Genomic DNA, 25,946 nt, shown 5'->3' with positions numbered 1-25,946 from the left:
TGGATCCCGGACATCAGGTATGCCCGAAGCCCGACCGGCCGGGGCATTTCACACGAGGAGCCGGTTCCGGATCAGGTGGACCGTCAGCACCGTCTGCACCGGCTCGAAGCCGTACCTCCCCCACGCCCGCTGCACCCGTGTGTTGTGTCCCTGAGTGGAGATGACCACCTCGGCCGCCCCACGTGACGCCGCGCGGTCCTCGACCGCGCGGAGCAGGTGCCCGTAGACACCGCGCCCCTGGGCCGCGGGCACCACACCGGCGAGCAGGATCTCCGTACGCACTGTGTCCTCCTCCAGCGTGGCGAGCGCCAGCACGCCCGCCTGGCCCGACACGACTACGCAGGCCCCCTGCGCCGCCGACCTCAGCGCCCACTCCTCATAGCCGTCGAGTGCGGCTACCGCGTCGAACAACGGGTTGGCCAGGTAGTGGTTGCCGTACGCGCCGAAGATGCCGCGCACCAGCGCCCGCACGTCGGCGGCGGCGGGTGCGCCCCCCGGCCATATCCCGGGTTCGGGATCGGGCGCCCTCCCCTCCCCCACACGCAACCGCCAGTACGTGAGCGAGTCGGCGGGGATGGCGGTGCGGCCCAGCGTGGTGAGCCCTGCGAACCAGCCGACGCGCTCGGCCGGGTAGCGCAGGATGATGATGTCGGCGTCCGAGGCCAGGATCACCGCGCGCACGTCGGCAAGCTCAGCGGCCGACTCGGCGGAGACGGTGAGTCGCTCGACGGAGCGGCCGAACCTGGCGGACTCGAAAGGCGACGCCGCGGTGCGCACGGCCTCCGCCTCCATCACCTCATGCCAGCCCATCAGCTCACCGTGAAGGAGCGTACGGCGTCGATCACGCGGGTCACGTCGTCCTCGTCCAGGTCGGCGAACAGCGGCAGCCGTACCAGACGGTCGGCCACCTCCTCGGTGACCGGGCATCCGCCGGGCGCCGCCCGCCCATGCCGGGCGCCCGCGGGGGCGGAGTGCAGGGCCTGGTAATGGAAGGTCGCCTGCACGCCGTGCCCGGCGAGGTGGGCGATGAACGCCTGCCGGTTCTCAAGGTCGGAGAGCAGCAGGTAGTAGAGGTGCGCCGGGTGCTCGCAATCGTCGGGGACGATCGGGAGGCGGACCTCGTTCGCCTCCCCCCAGCCGGCCAGCTCCTCGTGGTACCTGGCCCAGACGGCGTGTCGCATCGACTGGATCCTGTCGAAGGACTCGAACTGCGCGGTGAGCATCGCGGCGAGGATGTCGGAGGGCAGGTAGCTCGAGCCGACGTCGACCCAGCGGTACTTGTCCACCTGTCCCCGGAAGAACCTGCTCCTGTCGGTGCCCTTCTCCCTGATGATCTCCGCGCGCGAGGCGAGCCCCGGGTCGTTCATCAGCAGGGCCCCGCCCTCACCGCACTGCACGTTCTTCGTCGAGTGGAAGCTCTGCGCCACCAGCCCGCCGAAGGAGCCGAGTGGTCTGCCGTTGTAGGAACCGCCCAGGCCGTGGGCATTGTCCTCGATCAGGGCGAGGCCGTACCGCTCGCAGAGCTTGCCGATCGTCTCCATGTCACAGGCGACCCCCGCGTAGTGGACGACGACGACCGCTCGTGTGCGGTCCGTGATCGCTCCCTCGACGAGCCGCTCGTCGATGTTCAGCGTGTCCGGACGGCAGTCGACGAACACCGGCACCGCGCCCCTGAGAACGTAGGCGTTGGCGGTCGAGACGAAGGTGAACGACGGCATGATCACCTCGTCGCCCGGCCGCAGGTCGAGCAGGAGCGCGCTCATCTCCAGGGCGTGTGTGCACGACGTGGTCAGCAACGCGCCGCGGGACTTCGTGATCTCTGTCAACAGCCGGGTGGCCCGCGCTGTGAACGGCCCGTCACCGGACGTGGATCCGCGACGTACCGCCTCGGCGAGATACTCCAGCTCGTTCCGGGCGACGTGCGGTCTGTTGAAGGGAATCGTGTCGGCTGTTGTCACGAGTGCAGTGAATAACGGGCGGCTACGCCGCCTCCCGCGGCGCCGCCGCCGCTTGGCGAGCCATTGCGAAAGCCTTACGCGGCGCGCGGCAATTCGTAGATCGCGCAGCCGGGAGATCGGAATCGCAGTGTCGCGAACGCGCCGATCCGCGAGCTCGCGTCTCGCTCGTCGACGAACAACCAGCGCACGCCGTACCGGTCGCGCAGCCGTTCCATCGTGTCGCGGGACGGCGAGGTGAAGGCCAGATCGTTCGCGCGCAGGCGCTCGCGGTCCCAGAACGGTAGATACTCCGGGAACGTGCCCGGCCGCCACTGACTCATGTTCCTGCCGGTGAAGGCCCATCCTTCGACCAGTACGCGCCGTTCACTCAACGCGGCGACCCAGAAATGGCGTTCATCGCACGCGACCTGCCCATCGGGCCGGCAATGAGCGTTCGTGGCGATGAGGTCGCGCGGATCCGAGTGGGAACGCAGCCATCGGCCGGCCGCCATGAGGCCGGGGGCCGTCAGGGTGCTCTGGACGGCTTGGGACTCCTGGAACTCGGTGGACCCGGCCGCCTCGTGCAGCCCGCCACCGACCACGCGGGGCAGCACCGACAGGACGTGACCCTGCACGTCCGCCTGCAGGGCGATCGCCACGGAAGCGACGGACATGAGCGCCCACGCGCGGTACCCGCCCCAGGTACGGAGAAGGAATGTCCCCGCCAACGCGGAAACGGCCACGAGCACCAGATAGGGCCGGTACAGGACACTGTCGCCCTGGCCTCGGCCCAGCGGAATCGTGACGCCGCAGACGAAGGGGATCAGGTACGCGACGGCGATTCCGGCCACGGCCGCACAGATCGCCGCCCTGCGTGGCACCCGCGCTCGCCGCACCAGTACGAGGAGCCCGTACACCGACAGGATCACCAGGTAGGGGTAGGCGCCGTACATGAAGAAGAGCTGGCTGCGACCGGGGTGGCCGAGCATGAGTGCCGTGCCGAGCCCGATCACTCCGATGCCGAGCATGAGGATCACGCTGTGGCGCGTGAGTGACCGCGCCCGGCTCAGCAGGCCGAGGATTCCGGACCACATGACCACCAAGCTCAGCAGGAACACCGACGTGACACCGACCAGGGAGCCCGTGGGAGGATCGACCGCCGCGCTCAGCCCCCTCCACGCCTGCCAGCAGGTGCGCATGAAGAACAGCGGCGCGATCACGATGGCGGACCGGGCCCCGCCGAACAGCACGCACTGCGCGTACAGGAGGCAGGCCGCGGTCATCCCCAGTGCCACGAGCGCGGGCCGGTGCAACCTCCGATGTCTGACGGCCTCGACCAGGGTGATCGCCGCGAGCCCCGCGCCGAGCATGGGCAGATAGGTGGCCTTGGCCCCCATCACCGCCAGAAGGAAGATCGCCAGCAGGATCCACGCGCTGCCAGTGTGCCTGTGCTCCAGAAGATCGATCAGAAGGAGCACGACCGTGGCGAACAGGAGTGCCCCGAAAGTCTGCGTGGGGCTCGTCCACGCGAGATCCGGCACTCCTCCCCAGCTGAACGGCCCGTTCTGGCCGACGAAGAAGCCCGGAATCGCGACCATGACCGTGCCTGCCGTGGCGAGCAGCGCCGCGGTCCAGGAGCGCGTGACACGTCGCGCGGTCATTCCGAACAGCACGACGAGCGCGAGCAGCATGGGCAGCACGCCGATACGGTTCACCAGAACCAGCGGCTCCACGCCGGTGATCCAGCTCGACGCCGCGAAATGCGCGTAGACGAACCAGTGATACGAGAGGGGCTCGCCCGCGACCATCGGCACCATGGGCGGCATCTGATGCTTCAGCTCGCCGGTCAGAGCCAGATGGAACGCCACGTCCGGCGGGGCGGCGGCAAGCCCCGGCCAGTCGAGCGGCGTCACCGCGAAATAGGAAGCCGCCCCCCATCCGAGCAGATACGCGACGAGCAGCACGAGGGCCCAGGAGAACCAGAGCGGGGTCGTGCCCGTGTGCCGCCCACCCCTCCAGTGCCGACGCAGGCGGGGGACGGCGATGAAGATCGCGTAGGTGGTGGCCGGCCAGACCAGCACCAGGAGGGGCAGGCCGATCGCGCGGGCGGCGATGTAGGTGAAGACCTCGACGGCGTAACCCAGGGCCAGCCCGAGGGCGATCTCCTCGGCCCACGTACGGCGGCCCTTGTACAGGGCGCGGATCAGGAGCACGCCGGGAACGGCGACGCAGAGGAGCACGTACGCGCTGAAGACGACCAGGTCGCGAACGGACACACCGTAGTGGAGGAGCACCGCGACGCTGAGCCCGGACGCCGCGATCGCGGGCAGCCACCGGGATGTCAGGAACGCGGCCGCCCTCCGGCGCCGGCCGGCGGGCCGCCCGCCCTCCGCGGACCCGCCCACGTCCGCGATCCGTTCGGGCGTGTGCGAGCCCGACGTGGAACCGTGAACGGGTGAGATCGTGTCCATGACCGCAAGACTGGCGACACGCGTGCCGGGAGGCGGCTCCGACGCAGCGTGACCACCGTTTCATTGCCATGCCTTTGTTGTCGTCAAAGCCGTTTTGGCGGACGAGAAACCGTTCACGGTCCCCGGCGGCGTGCCATCGTCTCCCCGCCAGGTGCGTATTCGATTCTTTACGGGGGCTTGGAATATCGCGCGGCCATGCGTCCGGCGCCTTTTCAGACTCCCCCGATTACAGTGGCCGGACGTCCCGGAACGTCCCCGCCATAACATCATTCGGGTGATTCTTTGTGGAGTACATAATTGTCGCGGTGGCCGCGACGATACTCGTCTTCCTCGTTCAGTCCTGCCTGGATGGACACGTGGCACGACGGGCCTTGCGGGTGCTGTTGCTGGCCTTCGTCGCCCGGTTGGTCATCCACGTCCTCGTCATGCGGACCCTGCTGCCGTATGGGGGCGACAACTACACCTATGAGCACAGGGCACTGGAGATCGTCGCGTACTGGAAGCGTGAGGGATTCCAGTACGTCACCTCCGACCAGATTCCCTCGCTTTACTCCGTGGCGGTGCCGTGCAACGTCTTCGCGCTCATCATGTATGTGTGCGGCGGTCCGGCTCTCCTGGCCTGCACATCTGTGATAGCGCTCATGGCGTGCGCTCTGTGCATCGTCATGTACAGGTTCGCCAGGGTCATCGGCGCCGACGAGCGTTCCTCCTTCCGCCTCCTCGTCCTGATGGCGTTCATGCCCGCGTTCCTGCTGCACACGTCGGACACCTTCAAAGACGGTTTCAACGTGTTCCTCGTCGTGTCGTGCCTGGCGCTGGCCACGTCGAACGTGCAGAGATTCGACATCCGGAAAGTGCTGCTGCTCGCACCATTGCTGTGGGCTCTGTGGAACGTACGCCCCTACATGGTGTTCATGTGCGGGCTGCCGCTCGTCCTCGGTTTCGTCGGGGCCAGGCGCGCTCTCCCCTTCTGCACCCTCGCCCTTCTCGCGGGGGTACTGGCATCGCTCGCGTTCTTTCCGGGAGCGGCTCCGAACGCGGCTGTCGAAACGATGCAGGAACAGCTTGAGCTCGGCCAGTCCGAAGCGGTCCGCCTCGCGAACGCGGAGACAGGATCCGGGGTCGTCTTCGACGACGGCGGAGACCCATGGAGCGCTTTCGCGCCGAAACTCGTCTACACCGTGCTGTCACCGTTTCCCTGGATGGGGGGAAGCATGGTGCTCCAGCTCGCGAAAATCGAAACCCTGGTCTGGTATTACCTGCTCTTCTGCGCGGCGCGAGGAACACGGCAATTGTGGGTTCAGGACCGAAGAGTCCTGATGCTCCTGCTGCTCTTCATCGTGCCCTGCACGATCGTGTACGCGACGACCATGTCCAACATCGGTCTCATCTTCCGGCAGCGGATGCCGATCGTCATGATCGTGAGCCTGTTGTCCGCGGTCGCCTGGACCCGGATGCCGCAGCGCCACGGCCATGCTCCGCCCGGCCCTCCCACACCGCCCGCCGCGCGGCCGACGGAGGCGGCGCCGGCTGTCGGTCCCTGACACGCACCACAGGAAGTCGTCATGAGAATTCTGCACATCGCGTATCGACTGCCGCCGGAGCCCGGAGGCATGGAGCTCCACATCGAACGCCTCATCCGAGCGCAGTTGCCACGCGGGCACGAGGTGATCGTCGCGCACCGGCGGGGCGAGCTTCCGCGAGGCACAGCGCCGATGCCCTTGACGCGCACCGGGGCCAGCCGGGCGGTGTCCCTCAAGTCAGACGAGATCGCCTTCGCGATGGAGTGTGCCGAGGCGCTCTCCCGCGTGCCCGCGCCCGACGTCATCCACCTGCACGGCGATCACCGGGAGGCGCTCGCGCTCGGCTCCGCCGCCCGGCGCCTCGGCATTCCGCTGATGCTCCACATTCACGGGGCCCTCACGATGCGCCATCGCGCGATCATGCCGTGGGCGTTCCGCCATGTCGGCGGCTTCATCGTGGCGGGGACACGTCCCAGGGCGGACCTGCACACCGTCGGCGTCCCCGACCGCCTCATCCGCATGACGTCGGCCGGTCTGGACGTCGGCCGGCTCGCCGGATTTCGTGACAGCGGCCGGGTCCGGCGTGGACTGATCATCAGCGTGGGTTCGCTGGTGAAGGTGAAGAACCACGAGCTGACCATCGAGGCGTTCCACCGGGTGCGGGCCGTACGTCCGGACGCCCGCCTCGTCATAGCGGGAGAGGGACCGGAACGAGACCGCTTGCAGCGACTCGCGGCCACCGGTCCGGGGATCGAGTTCACCGGGCACATCGCGCCCGACCGCGTCTATTCACTGGTGAACCGGGCCGAGGTCCTCGTGCACTCGTCGCAGCGGCTGCGCGGCATAGGCGAGGGGATCCCGAACGCCGCGCTGGAAGCGCTGGCGCTCGGCACCGCCGTTCTCGCCTCATCGGAGTCCACATTGGACCCGGTGGTCCCGCGGGACGCTTATCGGATATTCCGGTCGGGGGACGCAGCCGACTTGGCCGCCCGGCTCCACGCTCTCCTGGACGACGACGAAACGCGCCGGCGGATGAGCGAGCGCGGCGTCCGCGCCGCGGAGGACCTCGACTGGCCGCTGGTGGCCGCGCAGATCGAGCGCTGGTACGAGATGGTCACCTCCCACCGGGTGCCGGTCCTGACGGCGAGATGAACGGCCCTGTGACAGGCCGCAGCCGGATGATCTTGTCTGTTCGGTGGGTGAAGGGGTTTCGGTCATGTCCATCAACACGCGCAGTAGATCCACTCGTCACGTCCGGCTACCAGGTGGGCGGCAACTGCTGACCTTCACGTCGCTGAGCTCGGCCGGGCTCGGAGAGGCCGTTCTCCCCACGCTCAGCCTGATCGCCCTGGTCCGGATGACCGGCACGCAGATCTCCGGTCAGGTCATCTTCGCCCAGTCCGTTGCCGGGCTCTGGTTCCTCGTGTCCAACCCGGGCCTCGAGGACGCGACTCAGCGCTTCGTCCCGCTGGAGCAGCGGCGCAGTGGCAGGGGGACAGCGCTCTTCCTCCTCCTGCTGCGCTGGAGCACAGGCATCGGCCTCGCCGCGACCGCGCTCGCCCTCGTGGCGGTGCTGGCCGCCCGGCTGCTCGGCCTCGTCCCGGACGGTCTCGCGCTCATGCTCGCCCTCGCCGTCGTCGGACGGGGAGCCATCGTCCCGTACGCGACGGCGGGCGCGGGACTCGCGCTGGCGAACCGGCTGCGGACATTCGGCATGCTCCGAGTGCTGGCCGCGCTCCTGTCCTTCGGCCTGTCGCTCGTGGGATTGTCGGCCGGTGGTCCCCTGCTCTACCTCGCCGGGCAGGCGGCGGGCGCGCTGGCCATGGCCGCCGTCATCTGCCTGACCGCGACGCGAGCGACGGTATCCGCGCTGGGGCCGGTGACGGAGCGCGCACGGCTGCCTGCCGGGCTGATCCCGTTCACCTTCAAGACGTCGGTGGGGACCACCGTCGCCGGTATCTCCGACACGGGCATCCTCACGATCGCGGGCCTCCTCGGGGGGCCGTCTCTCGTGACCGTCCTGAAAATCGCGATGGCTCCGGGCCGCTTCTACGCCAACCTGACCATCCCGGTCACGACGATGCTGCTCCCCCGGATCACCCAGGCCGTCGCGACGGGGACCGGATCGGCGTTCATCGAACGAATCGTCAGGCGGACCTCTCTGCTGCTCTCCGTGAGTGGGGTGGTGACGGCGGTGGTCACGTTCCCACTGATCGGCACCGTCATCGCCATGGCGTACGGAACGGAGTACGCGGACGCGGGCGCGGTGGCGATGCTCCTTCTCTGCACCGCATGCGTCAAAGGCATCGCGTGCTGGTCCAACATCCTCGCCCTCGGCGTGGGAAAGCCGGGTTGGCGGCTCTCCTATCTCACCGCCGAGGCGACCCTTCTCGTCGCGGCTCTCCTCGTGGCGCACTGGTCCGCGTCCGGCACCGTGGCGACCGCTCTCCATTTCGCGTCGGGGACGCTGGCTCTCGCCGCCCTCGGCAGTGGCTTCTGGCTGGTGATGCTGGGCCGCGTCACCGTCACAGCCCCCCGATCGGAGGCGCCCACCCCGGCGGAACGGGCGGCGCTCCCGCTCCAGAGAGTGTGACGACGTGCCGACACCGTCGTCCTCTCCCGGGAAATCCGATCCATGTCAGGGGGACGAGCGACGATCTCACGGTCCGTGTCGAGACACACCGGCGGAACACGCGTGTCCGCGAGGTGACCCTCCGTACGATGATCCTTACAATTCGCGATCGGACGGCGACGCCATCACGGTCCTTCCCGTCTCACCGATAGGTGTCCAATGACTCTCTCGAAACACGCTTCCGCCGGCACGGACACACCGCGCGCATGGTGGTCCGAGCTTCGCTGCCCCGGCTGTCGCGGTGGTCTTCGCGTGGAGGACGGGTTGCGGTGCGACGCGTGCCCCGCGACGTACCCTGTCGACCGCGGAGTTCCCCGGTTCGTCCCCGCGGACAACTACGCGAAGGGATTCGGATACCAGTGGAACCAGCATCGGCTGACCCAGCTCGACTCGCACTCCGGTCTGCCGATATCCCGCGACCGGCTCTTCCGGTCCAGCCGCTGGACGGCCGACGGACTGCGTGGCCGGCGGGTGCTCGAATGCGGTAGCGGCGCCGGGCGGTTCACCGAGATCCTGTGCGAGGCCGGCGCCGAGGTGACGTCCCTCGACATCTCCAGCGCCGTCCACGCCAACGCCGCCTCCAACGGACGCTTCCCCAATCTGCGCCTGGTCCAGGCGAGCATCTACGAGATGCCGTTCCCGGAGGAGTCGTTCGACTACCTGCTCTGCTTCGGGGTCATCCAGCACACCCCCGACGTCGAGCGGACGTTCAAGACCATGTTCCGCTACCTGCGTCCCGGCGGCCGGTTCTGCGTGGACGTGTACGCCGCGATGGTGGCCTACACGCATCCGCGGCACCTGCTGCGCCCGTTCACCCGGCGAATGCCTCCGGCCACGCTCTACTCCCTCGTGGAGAAGACGGCGCCCCGCCTGCTGCCCCTGTCCATGGCGCTCCACGCGGTGCCGAAAGCGGGGCCGCTCCTGGCCCGGCTGGTGCCCGTCGCCAACCACCGCTACCTGAATCTGAAGGACCACCGAATGTTGCGGAACTGGTCCGTGCTCGACACGTTCGACTGGCTGGCCCCACGGTACGAGAGCCCGCAGACGCGCCGCCGCCTCGAGCGGTGGACCAGGGATCTCGCGCTGAGCGAGGTCTCCATCGAGCGCCATCGCGGCATATACGTCGTGCGCGGTGTGAAGTAACCGTCCGGCCCCACCGGGAAACGGCCGGCCGGCAACCATGCCGTGCCTACAATCTTTGACAAGGAAGAAGCCAACAGTCCGTGTCCGATCTCGCCGATCAAACGCAAGCCATTACGGTACCCCCATGGACACGGGGCCACTTATAAAGAATTCACCGGAAACGTCCGGAGAATACACGGGGACCGCTCGGCAGAATATTCCTTCGGCCCGCCGATATCGTCTCAACCGGTTTTCGCGGAGCATTCTGAGGCAACGGTGGCTGCCCGCGGCTTTTCTGGGCTCGTTCACCGTCGCCGCGCTGCGTTTTTACGGCGTCTCCGTCCCGGACATCGCCGTCTTCGCCACCTATGTGGCCCTGGGCCTGGCGCTTCCCGGTGTACTTGTGGTCCGGTCCTTGTACGGCGGTGCTCGATCCCTGGCAGAGGAGATCGCTCTGGGATTGGCACTCGGCTACGCGCTCGAAGTGCTGGCGTACATCCCCGCACGCGCGGCCGGCATGCCGCTGCTCGTCCTGGCCTGGCCCGTCGGCACGTACACGCTTTTCCTCGTCGTTCCCCGGCTGCGCCGTCACTGGAGAGGTTCGCACCGCCGGGGTGTACCCCTGTGGTGGTCGTGGTCGATCGCGCTGACGGTCGCATATCTGGTCGCCTGGAGCGCGGTGGCGTTCTTCAGAGCGAACGCCCTGACCTGGCCGGCACTCGGACTTTCCAATGTCGACGCGTCGTTTCACCTGTCGTTGATCGGTGAACTGAAACACCACATGCCTCCCACGACTCCAGGGGTCGCCGGAGAGCCGCTCTTCTATCACTGGTTCGTCCACGCGGAAATGGCCGCGACGAGCTGGGTGACCGGAATCGAGCCGGTCGTCCTGCTTCTCCGCCTCGCCATGCTGCCCATGTTGGCCGTGCTCGTCGTCCTCGTGGGCACGATCGCCCTGCGCGTCATGAAGACACGGGTCGGAGCGCTCCTGGCGGTCGTGGCGGCGATATTCATGGCGGCTCCCAGCCTCTATCTCGGCAGCAACGGGATATTCACGTGGGGTGGGATTCAGGACGCGGCATGGAACAGCCCGAGCCAGACGTTCGGCGCCACCCTGTTCGCACCGGTCGTCCTCCTGCTCGTCGAAATTCTCGAAGGCAGGTCACGCGCCGGCGGCAGATGGATGTTGTTCGCCGTGTTCCTCGTCGCGCTGATGGGCGCCAAGGCGACCTACCTTCCGCTGCTGACCGTCGGGTTGGCCGCGGTCGCCGCCGTGGAAGCGGCCAAGAACCGCCGGTGGCCGCGATCCCCTCTCCTCGCGCTGGGGATGACCGCGGCCTGCCTTCTCTGTGCGCAGATCGTGCTGTTCCAGGGGGCCCGGCAGGGTCTGAGCCTCTCCCTCCTCGTTCTCCCCGCGCACGTGTGGAGGGATCTCACCGGACAGGCGGACCCTCCGGCCCTGACCGCGGCGATCGGCCTCATCCTCGTGTACCTGATGAGCTGGGGGATCACCTGGTCCGGGGTGCTGGGGCTGCTGAGCCGGCCGCGCCTGCTGGCTCGCCCCGCGGTCGTCATCATGGTCAGCATGGGTGCCGCCGGCCTCGGCATGGCCCTTCTGTTCGGGAACCAGGCTCTCGATCAGCTCTACTTCCTCAGGGCCACCTTCCCCTACATGGGGATCGTCGCGGTGTACGGGCTGGTCGTTCTCGTCCGCGCTACGCGTGTCTCCCGTGTCAGGGTGGCCTCCGTGGCCGGTGTCGGCCTTGCCTTCGCCTACCTGATCCCTCTCGCCTGCGGAGTCGAAATCCCGCAACCTCAGGGGCGGTCCGACGTACTCCTGTTTCTGCCCTACGTCGTGCTGCTGCTTCTCTTCGGGGCGACGGCGATCGCCCTGATCGCGCGACGGGGCGCCGCGGGCTTCGCGCTCACGTTGTCGATGGCCGCGGCGATGGGTTTGCCCGCGGAGGCGCACGCGCGCGTCCTCTCGGTGACCCACGCCGCCACCCGGGCCGAGTCGGCGGGAGCCCCCGCGATCTCGACGGAAACCGCGGTGCCTCGGGGTGCCCTGACCGCCGGGCGATGGCTGCGCGACCATTCGGATGCCGACGACGTGGTCGCCACGAACGGGCATTGCCGTTGGGGATACGAAGCGGACTACTGCGACGGCCGCCACTCCTGGGTGAGCGCCCTCACCGAACGGCGCGTCCTGCTTGAAGGATGGACCTACACCGTGACGAACTGGGATCGGCCGCAGCCAGGTCGCCAGCGGAATGCGACCGATTTCTGGGACGCCGACCGGCTCCGCTCGAACGACCAGGCGTTTCTCCAGCCGTCCCGGGAGTCGATCCGGCGTCTGCGGGCACGTTACGGCGTCCGCTGGCTCTTCGCGGACGAACGGAACACCGGTCGAGAGCACGGGATCGCGAACTACGCGATCCCGCGATTCCGCTCCGGCGACTTCGCCGTCTACGAGATCCCGGTCGATCCGCGCTGACTCCGCGGAACGCGTATGAGGGGCACCGCCATCGCGATGCCCCTCATGCGTTCGCTGTCAGCCCCTCGCCGAGCCGGTCGGGTCCCCCGCGCATGCCACGCCGACGTTCGCCTGAACGGCGCGGGCCCGGTCCCAGAGCTCGAACTGCATCAGGGGCCAGAGGATGGCGCTGTGGTCCGCGCCGCCCATGTGCCGCAGCAGCAGATCGCGTACGGCGGGCGGCCGGAACAGGCCCCGGCCGCGCGCGGTGCCGTCGGTGAGCACCGCCCAGGCGAGGTCGCGCAACTCGCCGCGCAGCCAGGCGGCGAGCGGGACGCCGAACCCCTGCTTGGGGTAGTCCAACAGCTCCCCTGGGAGCCACGGGGCGACCGCCCGCCTCAACAGCAGTTTGGTCTGGCGGTTGCGGACCTTCAGTGAGGCGGGCAGACCCGCGGCCCATTCCATCAGGTGGTGGTCCAGGAACGGTGACCTGCCCTCCAGGGAGTGGGCCATCGTGGTGGTGTCGACCTTGACCAGCAGATCTCCCGGGAGATAGCTGGCTATGTCGACGTCCAGAGCGCGGCCGAGGTCGGTCTCGGCCCGCGAGCGCAGGAAGAGATCCTCGACCAGGGCGCCGCTGTCCACCTCGGACAGCAGAACGCGCAGCTCGTCGCTGTAGATGCCCCACTTCTGGTCCTCGGTGCAGCAGCACATCAGTCCGGCGTACCGGCGTGACGGCGGCTCGGCGGCGAACCTGATGAGACGGCCGAGGCGGCGCCTGAGCGTGCCGTAGTCACTCCGCTCCACGATGGTGGCGCCGAGCCTCGCGCCCGCCGCGGCCAGAGGACGCGGCAGCGCGGGAATCCGGCGGGCCATGTTCATGAGAGCGTAGCGCTGGTAGCCGCCGAAGGACTCGTCTCCGCCGTCACCGTTGAGGGCGACCGTGACGTGCCTGCGGCTCAGCTCCGCGACGTAGAAGCTCGGAATCGCCGAGGAGTCGGCGAACGGCTCGTCGAAGTGCCCGGCGAGACGTGGCAGCACATCCAGCATGCCCTGCGTGACGACCAGCTCGTGGTGATCGGTGCCGTACCGGTCCGCCACCATCCGCGCCTTGTGGCGCTCGTCGTACCTGCTGTCCTCGAACCCGATGCAGAACGTCCTGATCGGCTCCGGGCTCTGCATCGCCATGGCGGCGACGACCGCCGACGAGTCGATCCCTCCCGACAGGAACGCCCCGACGGGGCGCTCGCTCACCATACGGATCCTGGTGGCCTCCAGCAGCAGCTCGCGCAGCCGCTCCTCCTCCTCGTTCTCGTCGGCCACCTCGCGTGTGGCCGGGTCGGGCGTCCAGTAGCGGTGCAGCGTGGCGCGGCCCCGTTCCCAGACGAGTACGTGGCCCGGCGGGAGCTTGCGCGCTTCCCGGTAGATCGACCATGGTGCCGGGACGTAGTGATAGGAGAGGTAGTGATGAAGGGCGACCGGGTCCGTCTCGCGGGACATGCCGGGGTCCTGCTCGAGCGACTTCAGCTCGGAACCGAACCAGATGGTCTCGCCGTCGGATCGCCAGTACAGCGGCTTCTTGCCGACGCGGTCCCGCGCGAGAAGGAGCCGTCCCCTGGCCCGGTCCCAGACCGCGAAGGCGAACATCCCCCGAAGCCGGTGGACCATGTCGGCGCCGTACTCCTCGTAGAGGTGCACGAGGCACTCGGAGTCGCCCGTCGAACGTAGCGTGTGCCCGCGCCGCGCCAGGTCCTGCCGCAGCTCGGCGAAGTTGTACACCTCGCCGTTGAAGACGGCGACGACCTGTCCGTCCTCACTGTGGACGGGCTGGTCACCGGTCGCCACGTCGATGATCGCCAGACGTCGCATCCCCAGCGCCACGCGGTCGTCGTTGTAGAAGCCCGCACCATCGGGGCCCCGGTGCGCGATCACATCGCACATCCGGCGGACGATCTCCGGATCAGGCGCCGTCGTCGACGCGATCCCCGCGATTCCACACATCAGGCCTTCACGCTCCTGACCACGTCCTCATAAAGCTCTTCGAACCATTCCGCCGTGCCGGCCATGTCGACCCTGTCCGCACTGGCCAGGGCGCCGGCTCGCAGCTCACGGTGCGTCTGGGGCTCCATCGCCTGAACCACGGCTCTGGCGAGCGCCTCAGGCGAGCCCGGTTCGGTCAGGATCCCGTTCCGACCCGAGATGATCAGATCGGGCACTCCCCCGACCCGGGTGGAGACGACGGGCACCCCCGCCGCGAGTGCCTCCATCACCACGACGGGCAGCCCCTCGTAGTGGGAACTGAGAACCAGCAGGTCGGCCGCCGCGACCAGCCTTCTGGCATCGGGAACCGGCCCGAGGACGCGCACGTGGTCGCCGAGGCGCCGCTCCCTCACTTCGCGGGTGACCTCGTCCAGCAACGGACCGTCACCGGCGAGCAGGAAGACGACGTCCGGGCGGGTCCGCGCCACCTCCCGGGCCGCCTGGAGCAGCATGCGGTGATTCTTCTGCGGCCGGAAGTTGGCCACGCAGGCGCACAGGAAGGTGTTCTCGTCGACATCGAACTCGCGCCGCACGACGCTCGCCTGGGCCGCCCACCGCCACTGCTCGCGCACGTCGACACCGTGCATGCGGGTCAGCACGTGGCGGGCGCCGATGACGGCGCGAGACCGTGCCACCTGCGGTGACACGGCCACGGTGCGGTCGTCCAGCCCTCGGGTGAGGCGGTCGAGATACATCGTCTTCGGCCATCGCTCGCTGTGGACCGTCGAAACGAGCGCGGGCCGGTGCCTCGCGAACCTGAGTAACGGGCGGAGCGCGATGGCGGGCGCCGGAGAATGCACGTTCAACACATGCGGCGCGATCCGACGGACCGCGGCGACAAGTCTGGCGTAGACCAGCGTGCGCGGGCACGCGCTGAGATCGATGACGGTGACTCCGGCTGAGCGTAGCCGCTCGATGAGCTCACCGGTCGAGGCCCGCAGGCAGATCACCGTGTAGTCCACGGCGCGGTTCGCGCTTCGGTTCCTGGCCATCAGAAGCCGCTCGACCAGAAGCACCTCCGCTCCCCCGACGTTCAGGGTCTTCACGACCTCGCACACTCGGAGACCCCTCATCGTGCTCACCTCCGGGCGCCGCGCCCCATCATTGCGGTGAGAATTTGAATGAATATTCACGTATCTGTACACCGACTTTTCTTCTGTGCCATCCGGGATCGCGGCCCAGAGTTGCCGGAAAGCGCTTTTACGCCGACTCCCCCAACACTCCCGCAAACGCAAGGAGAATCGACGAGGCGGCGGTCCGCCACAAGCGACACACGGCCCCTTGGCTTCTTCTTTGCGGCAAACTCAGCCTGCACGGACACCTGTGGCGCGGACGGCGGGCCCCAGATCCACATCGCCACAGTTGTGATCGGCCACGCCCCCAGCCTCATGGAATGGCGAGCGCTGGATCATGTTCGCGTACCGAATTCGGAAACTCTTCGCCGCCACAGTGAGCGCATCTATGGGAAGACTCGCGGCCAAGTTAGCTTCTCCGGCGTGAAGCAGGCATGTCAGCGAGGAGCCCGATGAAGAGGGACAGCCGGATTCGTGTCATGGAAATCATCGCTCGGATGAATGTCGGCGGACCCGCCACGCAGGTGCTGGGACTGTCGGAGGGTTTGAATCCGGAGGAGTTCGACCACCGCCTCTACACCGGTTACGTCGAGGGCGACGAGGGCGACCATCTGCGCCTGCGCGACACGTCCGTACGGGTGCACCGGGTGCGCGGCCTGGGCCGATCGATCAACCCGACCGATGATTTCCGTGCCATGTTCCGTCTGGTCAGCGCCATGCGCAGGTTCCGGCCGCACATCGTGCACACGCGTACGGCCAAGGCAGGCGCGCTCGGCCGTACGGCGGCCCGCCTGTCGGGGGTGGGAGCGGCGCGGATCCACGTGTTCCACGGCCACCTGCTGCACGGGTACTTCTCCCCCGCCAAGCTGGGCCTCTACGTGCGGACGGAAAGGGCGCTCGCCTCGATGTCGGACCGCCTGGTGACGGTCGGAGCGCGGGTGCGCGACGAGCTGCTCGCCGCGGGGATCGGCCGCCCGGAGCAGTACGTCGTCATCCCTCCCGGCGTACGGCTGGGCATGGTGCCCGGCCGGGAAGCGGCCCGCGCGGAGCTGGGACTTCCCCTCGACGCGCCGGTCGTCGCCTACGTCGGCCGGCTCACCCGGGTCAAGCGGCCCGACCGCTTCCTCGACGTGGCGGGCGCGGTACTCCACCGCGTTCCCGGTTGCAGGTTCGTCGTCTGCGGTGACGGCGACCTGCGGGAGGACACGGAGCGCGGTATCGCGCCCGTCCGGGACGCCTTCCACCTGCTGGGGTGGCGGAGGGACGTCGAGACGGTCTACGCGGCGGCCGACGTGGTGCTACTGACCTCGGACAACGAGGGCACACCGCTCACGCTCGTGGAGGCCGGCATGGCCGGGACCCCGGTCGTCGCCACCCGTGTCGGCAGCGTCGCGGAGGTGGTACGCGACGGGCACACCGGGCTACTGGCCGAGCCCGACACCGCCGCGCTCGCCGGGCACGTCGTGCGGCTTCTGTCCGATCCCGGTGCGGCCGCTCGGATGGGCTCGTCGGCCCGTGACTGGACAACGGGCGCCTTCGGCGTCGAACGTCTCGTCGCCGACACCGAGGCCCTGTACCGATCACTTCGCGGCGCCTCCCGGCACCGCCTTACACCGGAGGGAACCAACATATGAGGATCCTTGTGACGGGTGGCGCCGGCTTCATCGGCGCGAACCTCTGCCGCGCGCTCGTCAACCGTCCCGAGGTCGAGAGCGTCACGGTGCTCGACGATCTCAGCACCGGAGACCGGCGGAACGTCGAGGACATCGGGGTGGACCTGGTCCCGGGAAGCATTCTGGACCGGGAGCTGCTGGCCGACCTCATCCCGAGGGCGACGACGGTCGTGCACCTCGCCGCGCTCCCCTCGGTGCCGAGATCGCTGATGGACCCGCTGGCATCACACGCCGTCAACGCGACGGGCACGCTCCACGTCCTGGAGGCGTGCCGGGCCACCAGGCCGCACGTGATCCTGGCGTCCTCGTCGTCCGTCTACGGGAACTGCGCCGAGCCGTACAAGCACGAGGAGCTGCCCACCCGGCCGCTCAGCCCGTACGGCGCGAGCAAGCTCGCCACGGAAGCGTACGCGCTGGCGTTCGCGGAGAGCTTCGGCCTGCGGGTGCTGCCCTTCCGCTTCTTCAACGTGTACGGCCCCATGCAGCCGGCCGGCCACGCGTACGCGGCGGTCATCCCGATGTTCGTGTCCGCCGCGCTCGACGGGCGGTCGGTTCCGGTCCACGGGGACGGCACGCAGGCACGCGACTTCACCTACGTCGGATCGGTGGCCGAGGTGCTCACCGACGCCGTGATCCGCCGGGTGGGCGGCAGCACCCCGGTCAACCTCGCGTACGGGACGCGGATCTCGCTGCTGTCCCTGAAGGACGCGCTCGCCGCGGTGCTCGGCCGGCCGGTCGAGACGGAGTTCCTGCCTCCGCGTGTGGGCGACATCCGCGAGTCGCAGGCGTCGCCCCGGCTGCTTCTCGACATGTTCCCGGACATCCGGCCGGTGCCGCTGGACGAAGGGCTCCGCCTGACCGTGGAGTGGTTCGAGAAGACCGCGGAGCGGGCCTGATTCGCGCGTATCTCCCGATCCACTCGTTCTCAATCACCCTCTCAACACATATGTCCCAGGAGAATTCGGTGACCACATCACCAAGTAGCACGTACCTGATCACTGGAGGGAGCGGTTTCGTCGGCTCCCACCTGAGCGACGCGCTGCTCGCACGCGGTGACTCGGTCGTGGTGCTCGACAACCTGTCGACGGGCCGGCTCACCAACCTCACCCCGCACCCGAACCTGCGTTTCGTGCAGGGGTCGGTGCTCGACGAGCTGATGGTCGACGAGCTCGTCCATCAGTGTGACGTGGTCGTCCATCTCGCGGCGGCCGTCGGGGTCAAACTGATCGTCGAGCAGCCGCTGCGCTCGTTCACCACGAACATCCGCGGCTCGGAGATCGTGATCGAGGCGGCTCACCGCTACCGACGCAAGATCCTCGTGACCAGCACGAGCGAGATCTACGGCAAGAACTCCAGCGGAGCCCTCGCCGAGTCCGCCGACCGGATCCTCGGCAGCCCGACGGTGGCCCGGTGGGCCTACAGCACCGCCAAGGCCGTGGACGAGATCTTGGCCAACACCTACCACAAGGAGCGCGGCCTGCGGGCGATCATCGTCCGCCTGTTCAACACGGTGGGACCCCGGCAGAGCCCCGCGTACGGCATGGTCATCCCACGCCTCGTCAGGCAGGCCGTCAGCGGCGTGCCCCTCACCGTGTACGGCGACGGCACACAGACCCGATGCTTCGCGCACGTCGAGGACGTCGTCCGCGCGCTCCTGCTGCTCCTGGACCACGACGACGCGGTGGGGAACACCTACAACATCGGCGTCGGCGACGAGGTCAGCATCCTGGAACTGGCCAAGCTGATCAGCGAGCTCACGGGCAGCACGTCCAGAGTGGACCTCATCCCGTACGCCGAGGCGTACGAGCTGGGCTTCGAGGACATGACGCGACGGGTGCCGGACACGACGAAGCTTCGGGCGCTGACCGGCTGGGCTCCCGTGCGGACACTCGACGACATCCTGCGGGCCATCATCGACGAGGCCCGCGCCGAGGCATCACAGCGGTGAACGGCGTCACCGTCGCGGGCGCGGGAACGGCCGCGTTCCTGCTGGCCACCGGGGGCACCCATGCGCTGGGACGCCTGGCGCTGCGCTGGGGCATCACCGACCGGCCGGGGGGCTACAAGACGCACGTCAGGCCCGTGCCCTACCTCGGCGGCATCGCGATCATGCTGGGTACCGTCGTGCCGGCGCTCGTGCTGCTCGGCTTCGGCGATCATCGGACGACCGCCATCATGATCGGCGCGACCGCGATCGCCCTGCTCGGCCTCATCGACGACATCTCACCGCTTCCCAAGTCGACGCGGCTGGTGGTCGAGTCGGTGACGGCGACCGGGGTCGTGCTCAGCGGGGTCGAGGCATCGATCACCAGGACCTGGCTGGACGGGCCGATCACCATCATATGGATCGTCGTCATCGCCAATTCCTTCAATCTGCTCGACAACATGGACGGTGCTCTGGGCGCCATCGCGCTGGCCGGCGCCGCGCCCCTCGCCGTGGCGGCCTTCGTCCGCGGCGAGTACGGGGCCGGGCTGCTCCTGGTCACCCTGGCGGCCTCCGGCTTCGGCTTCCTGCCGCACAACTGGGCGCCGGCGAAGGTGTTCATGGGAGACGCGGGATCGCTGTTCATCGGATTCACCACCGCCTGCCTGGCGGCCCTGCTGGTCACCGGCGAGGGAACCGGCACGGCGATCGCCGGACTGCTGCTTCCGACCTTCGTCGCCACCGTCGATACCGGCGTGGTGACGCTGTCACGCAGGAGGGCGGGCCGTCCGGTGTTCCAGGGAGGGACGGACCATGTGTCCCACCGGCTACGCCGGCTCGGATTCGGCGCCAGGCTGACGGCGCTGCTGCTCGCCTCGGTCGCCGGCGCGACCGGGACGCTCGGCCTGGCCATGGCGTTGCACTGGATCTCGCCGATCATCGCGATGATCTCCGCCATCGTCTCGGCCCTCGTCCTCATCACACTGCCGCAACGGGTGCCCATCTACGGACAGCCCCAGAAACTTCCCAAAGTCACATATGAAAGGCGACCTTAGACCGGTGGAACTGCTCCATTACCTACGGCTTGCCCGCAGGAGCTGGCCGCTCATCGTGCTATCCCTGATCATCGCGTCGTCCGCGGCGGTGGTGGTGACGGCGAACACGCCGCCCTCCTACACGGCGACGACCTCGATGATCGTGTCCGGCACCGACAAGGAATCCGACCTGTCCACGGCCTACCAGTCGGGGATGCTGTCCGCGCAGCGCGTCACGTCCTACGCGAGCCTTCTGACAAGCCGCAGGGTGCTCAGCAAGATCACCGATCCGGCCGACCTCGGCCGCCTCCAGTCGGCTGTCACGGCTGAGGCCATCCCCGGAACCGTGCTCCTGCGTGCCACCGTGACCGACGCCGACCCGGTGCGCGCCGCCCGGCTCGCCAACAACCTCGGCGAAACGTTCTCGCAGCTGATCGACCAGATCGAACGGCCGACGCCCAGGAGCCGACCCGCCGTCAAGGTCACGGTGGTCGACAGGGCGACGGTCCCCACGGTTCCGGTCAGCCCCAAGCCGCTGGTCAACCAGGCCGTCGCCCTGTTGCTCGCGCTGCTCCTCGCGATGGGCACGATCGTCCTGCGCGACCGGCTGGACACGACGATCAAGACCATCGAGACGCTGCAGGACACGTCGAAGACCTCGATCCTCGGGATCATCGGCTACGAGAAGGACGCTCAGCGGCATCCCCTCGTCGTCCGGGAGGCGGGCCACTCCACGCGGGCGGAGGCATTCCGCTCGCTGCGGACGAACCTGCAGTTCATCGGGGTCGACCGGCAGCCGAAGACGCTCATCGTCACCAGCTCCCTGCCGAGCGAGGGCAAGTCCTCGACGTCCGTCAACCTCGCGATCACCCTGGCGCAGGCCGGATGGCGGGTGGTCCTGGTGGACGCCGATCTCCGCAGGCCCCGCATCCCGAGCTATCTCGGGATCGAGGGCGCCGCCGGCCTCACCGACGTGCTCATCGACAAGGCGGCGCTGCAGGACGTCACCCAGGTCTGGGGCACCCCGGGCATCTCCGTCCTGCCGAGTGGCAAGGTCCCGCCGAATCCCAGCGAGCTGCTCGGCTCGCAGAACATGCGGACGGTGCTGGCCCAGCTCTCGCGGAACTACGACATCGTGGTCATCGACGCGCCGCCGCTGCTGCCCGTCACCGACGCCGCGGCGCTCGCCGCCGTCTGCGACGCCACGCTGCTCGTCGCGCGGTACGGCAAGACCCGGCGCGAGCACGTGGGCCGCGCCGTGGAGTTGCTGACGTCGGTCAACGCCCGGCTGGTGGGCGCGGTGCTGAACTTCGCCCCGGCGAAGAGCGGGAACTACTACGGCTACGGCTACGGCTACTCCACGGACGTCAAGACGCCGGTGAATGCGTGATGAGCGTGAGCGGGACGGACAACGCGTCGGCGATCGCCCGTCCCGCCACACGGTAGGCACGCCGGGAACGACCGTAGGGGTCGGCGATGTCGGGCTGGTCCACCCGGACCAGCCCGCGGCGCGCTCCGGCCTCGGCCACGAGCGCGCGGGCCCGCCGTACGGGATCCCGGTGGCAGACGATCGCCTCGGCCGGCACACCCCGGGTCAGCACGCCGAACTCGGCGATGGTGAAGACCCGGGCGACGGCGGGAGGGTGCAGGGCCGCCACCTCGGCCCGGTGCTCGGCGGTGGCCGCGAGCACGAGGTCGGAGTCGGCGACCAGCTCCTCGGTGAGCGGGCGGGAGGCGAACCCGCCGGGATCGCCGCCGAGCCGGACCAGCGCCTCCCGCGCTCGCTCGGCCATCGGCATTCCCCGCGCGGCGCGGGTGCCCGCGCTGGTCACCTTGACCGGCGAGCCCGCTCCGATGGCGGCCCGGGCCAGCCGCTCCGCCATCGGTGAGCGGCAGATGTTGCCCGTGCACACGATGAGGACGTGGAAACCCTTGTCAGCCTGAGACGACATCGGCGGTACCGCCTTTCCCATCTGGAGCCACAGCGCCGGGGTGCGCGGGACGTCGAACACTGTTGATCGTCATCGTGCCCTGTCACGGCACGGGAACCCGGGAATCTCCAGGAACGGGGAACACTCCGGGCGGCGCGCCATCGGGCGCCACCGGTTCTCCCCGTCGCCTGCGCCGGGCGCGACCGGCGGCTCGTCCTTCTTCGCGGCTCTGCTGTTCCGGACCTCGCCGGCGGCCCCAGCGGCCTTCCCACCGCGGTCCTCCCCCACCGGCCGGGCGGCGGGGTGATGGCGCTCACCCACCGGAGGGACCACCCCGGGAACACGCTCGACGCCGCGCTCGTACGAGCCGAGCAGCGCGCGGCCGCCCAGGACCATGCCCGCCGAGAGGGCGAGGCCGGCGACTCCACAGCCGATGATCGCCCTGCGCATGCCGCGCTTCCTGGACAGCGCCCTCTCCGCGGGCTCGCTGATTTCAACGTACTCGCGGATACCCTCCATGAACGCGACGGTAGATCGTCGTCTCCTGGCGATCCTGCGTGGCACGCCGGGGTTTACCCTTTCCGGCATCGTCTCCCGTCACGACGGCGGTGCCGGGCAACCATGGTGGTTCTCGGTGATCCGGGTGCGCTGTGGCCGGACGAGCGGCTGCACGGGAGCCGCCGGCGGCTCGGCGGTGACGGGTTCCACCAGTCTGAATTCCAGCGTCCGCGTCTGCCGGGGAGCGAACTCCAGCAACGTGGAGTAGACCGGATGGGATCGTTCCGCCTCGATGATGACGGCGGACTTGTGACCGTCGAGGCGTACTCCGCTCAGCCTCGCGCCCGGGGTGGCGTAAAGCGACACCCACAGCAGGTTGGAGCCGAGGGCGTGGTTCCCCTGCGGCGAGTCGAGCCGGCCGGTGACATAGCTCGGCAACTCCCCTCGGGGCACGTCGTTGTCCAGCCGGACGCGCACTGTCGTGGCGCGCAGCCCGTCGTCCCGGCACGCGTCCAGACTGTAGGTGAGGGAGCGCCGCAGGTAGTAGTCGAGCTTTCCGCCCGCCGAATTGTTGACCACCAGTCCGGCGAAGGGTCCCGGCTGTCGCGGAAGCGCGCCGCCGAGCGGGGTGGCCGCCAGCCGCTGCTCCTCGGCGGGGTCGCGGCTCCAGATCTGGATCCTCCGCTCGTCCACGAGCCGGGACAGGACGGGCAGCAAGCGCGCGGGCTCGGCGAGGGATCGGCTGATCGCCTCGCTGACGGCGCCGGCGACCGTGATGAGGAACCGCTTGCGTTCCGCCGTGTTCGGATATCGGGCGTACGCCGTCCGCTCGGTGAGATCGACGACGTTGCCCGCGGTCACCGTCTCGCCGTCGGGGAGGGTGACGGGGCCGATCAGCTCCAGCAGATGGGAGAGGCCCACGGGATCGGTGGCCACGACCCCGTCCAGCTTGTGGTCGTACCGGCGCTCCCAGAGCCCGGCCCACGTGGCCGCCGCGTACGGGAAATGCGGGGAGAGGTTGGAAACGGAGAGCAGCGACGTCGCGCTCGGCCCGTAACGAGCGCGGTACGCCTCCCCGTGATCGACGACCGGCGTCGGACTCGCGAGACCGTTCTCCGCGGACAGCCGCTGGATCCCGAGCCTGCCGTGGTCGGCCCTGAGGACGCCGTACGCTCCGACCAGGCCTCCCGTTCCACGGGCCTCCGCGTTGGTCTGGAACGCGAGGAAATAGCGGCGGGGGCCGTCATGCCCCAGCATCGGCGGCAGCAGCACGGCGGCGTCCGCGGCCGCGCCGAGGCGGTCGTGCAGCCGATCCATTTCGCGCAGCGCCGTACCGCGTGCCTGGTCCAGCAGGTCCACGCCGGTGTCCGCCGGAGTGGCGGCGAGGCGGGAGCTCGCCGTGGCGAGGCGGGCGGCGCCGTCGTCCAGCACCGGGGCCGCGGCGTCGAGACCGTCGAGCAACTGCCGCATGTTGCTCATCGAGAGGGTGTTCGCCGTCAGGAACGGCGCGGCCCTGCGGTAGACCCCGCCGAGAACATCGCTGAGCTCGTCGGCGGCCTCGGCCAGCCCCTGCGTGGTGGTCGCCGCGTCTCCGACGAACGGAGCGTGGGCGACGAGCCACCAGCCGGGACCGCTGGTCAGCCGCCGGGCCTCGGCCGCGTGCCGCCGCGCTTCCGCCAACGGCCCGGCCAGTTCCCGGGGATCCTCCGATTCCAGCAGAAGGAACGCGTTCTTCGCGGCCTCCAGATGGTCCCGCACGCTCAGGCCGAGATGTGCCGACCAGCCGCCGGCCAGCACGAGGCCGGCGGCTGGGAGCGACAGGCCGATGAGGGCCAGACGGCGACGGTTACCGCCCCACATGGGAGGATCGACGACGCCTCGCGGTGAGGATGAGTCCGGCCGCCGCGGCGGCGAGCAGTCCTCCGCCGGCGGTGGCCATCGCCGCCACGGGAGCGCCCGTCATCGGCAGCTCTCCCTTGGCCTGGCAACCGCTGCAGCCCCCACAGCTGGGGCTGCAGTTGCCGCTGCGCGACCAGCTGTTCGACCTGTTGTGTTGCCTGTTGCGCTGGTGCTGCCTGCCCTGCTGCCCGTGGGACTGGGACTGGCTTTGATGAAGGTTCTGGTGCAGGTTGGGGAGCGGCGGATACGGCTGCCCGACCACGATGCCCTCTGGTACCGGCAGGGCGGCTTCGGCGGTCGCCGCCGCCACGGGTCCGAGAGACAATGCTCCCGCCGTCATCATCGACAACAGAATAGGTATCGCGTTTTTTCGTACCACTTAGGACTCCCCGATGGTAATAGGTCGCGCCATGGGCGATTTGGGCGAAATGTCAGCGACACGTTCACCTCGTAAGCTTTATATGCGGCAAGCTGAGAGGTTCCCCGCCAGGCACGTGCTTCTTACGGACTGATCACTGACCGTTCTCCCTTTGTTGACGATCGCCTTATTTCGGTGCCGCGGATCCGATCGCCGCATGGAGCATCCACGCTTCGACCGCTGCTCGCGGAGCGTCTCGCCGATATTCGTTCGGCTTTACGTCGGTTTCGGGTGCCGTGGCTGGTTGTGAAGGAGCACGCGCTGATATGCGCACCTGAATGTCCGTCCGGCGACGTGTCACTAAAGAATCGGCCAACGCCGTCACCGAGGCCGCCTCCCGACACTCGGTCCGGCGATACTCGATGCGTGTGTGACCAGCCGAAACCCACAGCGCCGTGAGGGCGGCTCTCCGAGTCGTCTGCGAGATCGGCGGCACCGCCGGGGTCGTCCTGCTGATGTTCTGCGCGTATCTGCTCTGGGGCACCGGCTCCTACACCGAGCGGCACCAACGCGTCCTGCGACAGCAGTTCGAGCAGGAGATTCACGAGAAGAACGGGAAAAGGAGCCTCGGGAGGGTCAGACTCGGCAGCGCGCTCGCGTTGCTCCGCATCCCCCGACTGGGTTCCGATTACACGTTCGCCATCGTCGAGGGCGTGGACGCCGAGGCATTGCGCGAGGGTCCCGGTCACTATCCGGGCACGGCATTGCCCGGACAGACAGGAAATTTCGTCGTCTCAGGGCACCGGACGACGTATTTGGCGCCGTTCAACCGCATCGGCGAGTTGCGACGCGGTGACGACATCGTGGTGGACACCCACGAGGCCCGGTACACCTACCGGGTCACCCGCAAGGAGGTCGTCCTCCCCACCCGGTTGGACGTCATCGCCCCGGTGCCGGGCCACCCCTCCGAACCGCCCTCGAAGGCACTGATCACCATGACCACATGCAATCCGATGTATTCCGCCAGCGAGCGCCTGATCGTCCACGGCGTGCTCGCCGACCGGGAACGCCGCACCTGAACCGGGAAAGGCCGACATGTACGGATTCATCTGGCGGCGGCTGCCCGGCGGCACCGCGGCTCGGCTCGTCGTCTTCCTGCTGCTCATCGGGATCGCGGCGGGTCTGCTCTGGTACGTCGTATTCCCCTGGCTGGCGCCCCGGGTGCCCGTCGACCAGCCCTGGTGACCCTGCCCGCCGGCGCCCCTGTCCCCTGGTGAGCCGCCGGCGCGCGTGAAGGGCCGGAAGAACCGGAAGAAGCCGGAAGGCCCTCGCCGCGAGAGGGGGAAGGCGGCGAGGGC

The 25,946-nt window shown here is 68.9% G+C and carries 21 protein-coding genes; 12 read left to right on the top strand and 9 right to left on the bottom strand.

From position 1 onward, the window contains the following. Positions 1-48 precede the first annotated feature (48 nt). The 3 genes from IMZ11_RS15555 to IMZ11_RS15545 all read right to left on the bottom strand — a co-directional run bounded on the left by IMZ11_RS15555 (position 49) and on the right by IMZ11_RS15545 (position 4,408). A complete protein-coding gene (locus tag IMZ11_RS15555) occupies positions 49-810 on the bottom strand; it encodes an N-acetyltransferase (protein ID WP_228641989.1) in 762 nt (253 codons plus the stop codon). Further along, a complete protein-coding gene (gene rffA / locus IMZ11_RS15550; RefSeq protein ID WP_228641987.1) occupies positions 810-1,958 on the bottom strand; it encodes a dTDP-4-amino-4,6-dideoxygalactose transaminase in 1,149 nt (382 codons plus the stop codon). The genes IMZ11_RS15555 and rffA overlap by 1 nt, the downstream gene beginning before the upstream one ends. A gap of 74 nt (positions 1,959-2,032) precedes the next feature. Beyond that, a complete protein-coding gene (locus tag IMZ11_RS15545) occupies positions 2,033-4,408 on the bottom strand; it encodes a hypothetical protein (RefSeq protein ID WP_228641986.1) in 2,376 nt (791 codons plus the stop codon). A gap of 284 nt (positions 4,409-4,692) precedes the next feature. Here IMZ11_RS15545 and IMZ11_RS15540 point away from each other — a divergent pair, with 284 nt between their 5' ends. The 5 genes from IMZ11_RS15540 to IMZ11_RS15520 all read left to right on the top strand — a co-directional run bounded on the left by IMZ11_RS15540 (position 4,693) and on the right by IMZ11_RS15520 (position 12,179). After that, positions 4,693-5,952, top strand: coding sequence for a hypothetical protein (locus tag IMZ11_RS15540; RefSeq protein ID WP_228641984.1), 1,260 nt, complete (start codon positions 4,693-4,695; stop codon positions 5,950-5,952). 21 nt (positions 5,953-5,973) lie between these two features. Beyond that, positions 5,974-7,083, top strand: a complete 1,110-nt coding sequence (locus IMZ11_RS15535; RefSeq protein WP_228641982.1) for a glycosyltransferase family 4 protein — start codon at positions 5,974-5,976, stop codon at positions 7,081-7,083. Positions 7,084-7,147: 64 nt separating this feature from the next. Beyond that, entirely contained in the window at positions 7,148-8,524 is a 1,377-nt protein-coding gene (locus IMZ11_RS15530; RefSeq protein ID WP_228641980.1) for a lipopolysaccharide biosynthesis protein, read from the top strand. A gap of 291 nt (positions 8,525-8,815) precedes the next feature. Beyond that, positions 8,816-9,706, top strand: coding sequence for a bifunctional 2-polyprenyl-6-hydroxyphenol methylase/3-demethylubiquinol 3-O-methyltransferase UbiG (locus IMZ11_RS15525; RefSeq protein WP_228641978.1), 891 nt, complete (start codon positions 8,816-8,818; stop codon positions 9,704-9,706). A 124-nt stretch (positions 9,707-9,830) separates the two neighbouring features. Beyond that, the gene (locus tag IMZ11_RS15520) at positions 9,831-12,179 is read left to right on the top strand and encodes a hypothetical protein (protein ID WP_228641976.1); all 2,349 of its coding nucleotides are present in this window, start codon (positions 9,831-9,833) and stop codon (positions 12,177-12,179) included. A 57-nt stretch (positions 12,180-12,236) separates the two neighbouring features. Here IMZ11_RS15520 and asnB read toward each other — a convergent pair whose 3' ends face one another. After that, positions 12,237-14,159 carry an asparagine synthase (glutamine-hydrolyzing) gene (gene asnB, locus IMZ11_RS15515; protein ID WP_228641974.1) on the bottom strand — a complete coding sequence of 641 codons (1,923 nt, stop codon included), beginning with the start codon at positions 14,157-14,159 and terminating at the stop codon, positions 12,237-12,239. Beyond that, on the bottom strand, positions 14,159-15,271 hold the full coding sequence (locus IMZ11_RS15510) for a glycosyltransferase (RefSeq protein ID WP_228641972.1): 1,113 nt from the start codon (positions 15,269-15,271) through the stop codon (positions 14,159-14,161). Before IMZ11_RS15510 ends, asnB begins: the two co-directional genes overlap by 1 nt. 497 nt (positions 15,272-15,768) lie before the next feature. Between IMZ11_RS15510 and IMZ11_RS15505 the strand changes: the two genes are divergently transcribed. The 5 genes from IMZ11_RS15505 (at position 15,769) to IMZ11_RS15485 (ending at position 21,292) form a co-directional block, all read left to right on the top strand. Beyond that, positions 15,769-16,905 carry a glycosyltransferase gene (locus IMZ11_RS15505; RefSeq protein WP_228641970.1) on the top strand — a complete coding sequence of 379 codons (1,137 nt, stop codon included), beginning with the start codon at positions 15,769-15,771 and terminating at the stop codon, positions 16,903-16,905. Further along, a complete protein-coding gene (locus tag IMZ11_RS15500) occupies positions 16,902-17,840 on the top strand; it encodes an NAD-dependent epimerase/dehydratase family protein (RefSeq protein ID WP_228641967.1) in 939 nt (312 codons plus the stop codon). Before IMZ11_RS15505 ends, IMZ11_RS15500 begins: the two co-directional genes overlap by 4 nt. 68 nt (positions 17,841-17,908) lie before the next feature. Continuing rightward, complete coding sequence (locus tag IMZ11_RS15495) at positions 17,909-18,892, top strand: NAD(P)-dependent oxidoreductase (RefSeq protein WP_228641965.1); 984 nt, start codon at positions 17,909-17,911, stop codon at positions 18,890-18,892. Then, a complete protein-coding gene (locus IMZ11_RS15490) occupies positions 18,889-19,923 on the top strand; it encodes an MraY family glycosyltransferase (protein ID WP_228641963.1) in 1,035 nt (344 codons plus the stop codon). The genes IMZ11_RS15495 and IMZ11_RS15490 overlap by 4 nt, the downstream gene beginning before the upstream one ends. A 4-nt stretch (positions 19,924-19,927) precedes the next feature. After that, complete coding sequence (locus IMZ11_RS15485; protein ID WP_228641961.1) at positions 19,928-21,292, top strand: polysaccharide biosynthesis tyrosine autokinase; 1,365 nt, start codon at positions 19,928-19,930, stop codon at positions 21,290-21,292. Here IMZ11_RS15485 and IMZ11_RS15480 read toward each other — a convergent pair. The 4 genes from IMZ11_RS15480 to IMZ11_RS46710 all read right to left on the bottom strand — a co-directional run bounded on the left by IMZ11_RS15480 (position 21,270) and on the right by IMZ11_RS46710 (position 24,270). Then, a complete protein-coding gene (locus tag IMZ11_RS15480) occupies positions 21,270-21,854 on the bottom strand; it encodes a hypothetical protein (protein WP_228641959.1) in 585 nt (194 codons plus the stop codon). The two genes, IMZ11_RS15485 and IMZ11_RS15480, sit on opposite strands and share 23 nt — an antisense overlap. 69 nt (positions 21,855-21,923) lie before the next feature. Further along, positions 21,924-22,352, bottom strand: a complete 429-nt coding sequence (locus tag IMZ11_RS15475; protein ID WP_228641956.1) for a hypothetical protein — start codon at positions 22,350-22,352, stop codon at positions 21,924-21,926. 78 nt (positions 22,353-22,430) lie between these two features. Continuing rightward, complete coding sequence (locus IMZ11_RS15470) at positions 22,431-24,191, bottom strand: DUF4012 domain-containing protein (RefSeq protein ID WP_228641954.1); 1,761 nt, start codon at positions 24,189-24,191, stop codon at positions 22,431-22,433. Continuing rightward, positions 24,178-24,270, bottom strand: a complete 93-nt coding sequence (locus IMZ11_RS46710; protein WP_374462276.1) for a hypothetical protein — start codon at positions 24,268-24,270, stop codon at positions 24,178-24,180. Before IMZ11_RS46710 ends, IMZ11_RS15470 begins: the two co-directional genes overlap by 14 nt. 773 nt (positions 24,271-25,043) lie before the next feature. On the opposite strand from IMZ11_RS46710, the gene IMZ11_RS15460 reads away from it, so the two are divergent. Further along, a complete protein-coding gene (locus IMZ11_RS15460) occupies positions 25,044-25,667 on the top strand; it encodes a class E sortase (protein WP_228641950.1) in 624 nt (207 codons plus the stop codon). A 16-nt stretch (positions 25,668-25,683) separates the two neighbouring features. Then, on the top strand, positions 25,684-25,833 hold the full coding sequence (locus tag IMZ11_RS15455) for a hypothetical protein (RefSeq protein WP_228641948.1): 150 nt from the start codon (positions 25,684-25,686) through the stop codon (positions 25,831-25,833). Positions 25,834-25,946: the final 113 nt, after the last annotated feature.

The sequence above is a fragment of the Microtetraspora sp. AC03309 genome (assembly GCF_020826795.1).
GTDB classification, from domain to species: domain Bacteria; phylum Actinomycetota; class Actinomycetes; order Streptosporangiales; family Streptosporangiaceae; genus Microtetraspora; species Microtetraspora glauca.
The sequence above is the reverse complement of the archived record's forward strand: the minus strand, read 5'-3'. Positions and strand labels throughout refer to the sequence as shown.